This is a genomic window from Phenylobacterium sp. (genome assembly GCF_037138395.1).
Lineage (GTDB): Bacteria > Pseudomonadota > Alphaproteobacteria > Caulobacterales > Caulobacteraceae > Phenylobacterium.
Window position 1 is genome coordinate 1 of sequence record NZ_JBAXIM010000247.1, and the last position, 2,143, is coordinate 2,143.

General features: G+C 65.7%; 3 protein-coding genes. 2 read left to right on the forward strand and 1 reads right to left on the reverse strand.

Going from position 1 to position 2,143, the window contains the following annotated elements:
• Positions 1-68 precede the first annotated feature (68 nt).
• Positions 69-626 carry a TetR/AcrR family transcriptional regulator gene (locus WCJ52_RS12850; RefSeq protein ID WP_336903697.1) on the reverse strand — a complete coding sequence of 186 codons (558 nt, stop codon included), beginning with the start codon at positions 624-626 and terminating at the stop codon, positions 69-71.
• Positions 627-736: 110 nt separating this feature from the next.
• On the opposite strand from WCJ52_RS12850, the gene WCJ52_RS12855 reads away from it, so the two are divergent.
• Together WCJ52_RS12855 and WCJ52_RS12860 are read left to right on the forward strand one after the other, a co-directional pair.
• The gene (locus WCJ52_RS12855) at positions 737-1,207 is read left to right on the forward strand and encodes a hypothetical protein (RefSeq protein ID WP_336903698.1); all 471 of its coding nucleotides are present in this window, start codon (positions 737-739) and stop codon (positions 1,205-1,207) included.
• A gap of 505 nt (positions 1,208-1,712) precedes the next feature.
• On the forward strand, positions 1,713-2,143 hold a 431-nt coding region (locus WCJ52_RS12860; protein ID WP_336903699.1), incomplete at its 3' end, for a hypothetical protein.

The window sequence follows — 2,143 nt, forward strand, 5'->3', positions numbered from 1 at the left end:
AATTGCTCCCCATCAGGGGGAGCTCCCGGCGAAGCCGGGTGAGGGGGTCAACGGCGGTTGGGTCTGCCTTACGGCGTGAACCGCACGTCCCGCGCCCGCTCCGCCGCCGCCAGGGCAGCAGGCGCCCCGGCGCCGATCTCCAGCAGGGCCAGGCCGTCCACCGTGGCCAGGATCAGCCCGGCGGTGGCCGCCCGCCGCTCCGGATCCTCGATGTCCAGCCGGGTCTCGATCCAGGACAGGAAACCGGCGGTAACCTGCCCCGCGATGGCCGCATAGGGCGCCTCGCCCCGGGCGGCGGCGGCGATGACCTCCATCCACAGGGCCATGAAGGGGCGCACCTCAGGCTCGGTGGCGACCCGCGCCGCCTCGGCCAACAGGCGCTCCGGAGGCATCCGATCCCCCGCCGGCAGGGCCGCCTCCAGCCGCCCGCCCAACAGGGCCACCACATGCCCCATGGCCTCGCCCAGGGCCTCGGCCTTGTCCTTGAAGTAATAGAGCAGCATCCGGTCGGAGACCTGCGCCGCCGCCGCCATCTGCCGGACGCTGGTGCGCGCCAGCCCCGTGGCCAGCAGATGCCCCGCCAGCCGCTCCGTCACCACCTGCCTCTGCACCGCGCGGACCGTCATGTGATGGGTTGTAGCGGAGGTGGGCGGGTGCGCCAAACCGGACAGGGCGCCGGGTTGCCTCGTCGTCGGAATGGGAGCACGCTTTGACCGGAAGTCCTGGGAGGCGGGTCTTGGTCGAGCTTCACGCGAATTCGAACCCGGGGATGGCTCTGACCTTCAAGGGCGGCCTGGCGCGGGCGCTTCTCTGGCCCGGCCGAGGACCAAGAGCCGTCGTGACTGTAATCGCCTTCCTCATCTTGCTTGCGCTCCACGCTTGGGAACGTGATTTCCGCTTGTGGTTCTGGCTCCTGGGCCTCGTGTCCGTGTCGTTATTCTACTGGGGTGCGCTGAGCATGTATCCTGCGCGTCTGGCCATGGCGGGCGTGCCGATCGAGGCCGTCAGGCGCGCCCTTTCTCAAAAGGGTTACACGCAGGTTGCCGCCCTGGAGCCTGAGTCCTGGCGGGTGCCGACGTTGCCTTGGGTAACGCCGTCAGATCCCCGCTTCGACGTCACCCTCGATCCAGCGAACGGCGCGGTGGAAGGGCCGTGGGCCGTTCTTCGCCAGATTTCCCGCAGTTTGGGGGCGGCAGGAGCAGGGTGACAGAGAAACTGCGCTATGGCCGAACGGACGGTGTGCTTTTAGTCCGCAAAGGCGGTACGCTCAGGTCCCTCCTCTGGCCCTACTCCGGTCATGACCAAGTCCTTTTTGCCGCTATCCTTATGTCGGTCCTGACGATTCTGGTTCTCAGGTCTGGATTCGAGGCGCCGATTGTCATGATCGGTCCGGCCTACCTCGGTATCCATACAGTTGCCTTTATTACATCTCCCGCCCACTTCGTGGCTCGGCGTCTCAACCTGGACGACGCGCGTTTGTGCCTTGGCCGCCTCGGCTACAGGCGCGAGGCGGATGTTGAGCCGGAAGTCTGGCTTCCGCCTTTGCCACGGTGGTTGATCTGGTCCAATTCTGGGGTGAAGCTCGAGTTCACAGACGAAGGCGTCCGGATTTCAGGGCCTCATCCTTTGCTTGATCTCCTTCTCAATAACCTTAAGGCCCATGGCTATGTTTAGCGTGGGCGTGGGCCCCTGAGCCTCAGGTGGAGTTGGTCATGAAGGCGAGCGTCCGACCGCAAGACCTCAGATCTCCAGAGCGTCCCCCCCTGCTCTATTTCCTCTGGCCGCATCGCAGGGCGCACGAGTGGATTTCCGCGGGTTTCCTGATTCTTTTGATGGTCGTCTCCGCTAAACAGTCCGGCTTCGGCCTGGGACTGGTCGCCCTAGGTCTTGTCTATGTCCTGTTCCATCTCATGAGGTTGTCGGCCGCCCCGAGCCGCCTTGCCACCGGCGCTGCTGGTGCCGAACCCGTCCGACAGGTCCTTGAGGGCCTGTCCTGTACACGGGACACGGGGCTGCAAGCCGAAACCTGGGTCTTCCCCGCGCCAAGCTCAGTGAAGCCAGGCGACCCGAGGTTCCGTGTGACCTTCCAGCCGGATGGCGCGGCTCTCATCGGGGCCTGGGTCCTTCTCTACAGAGTGTCGCG

Bases quoted from the DNA above. Each gene is read 5' to 3' on its own strand.
- WCJ52_RS12850 (WP_336903697.1), bottom strand. From the start codon at position 626: ATGACGGTCCGCGCGGTGCAGAGGCAGGTGGTGACGGAGCGGCTGGCG.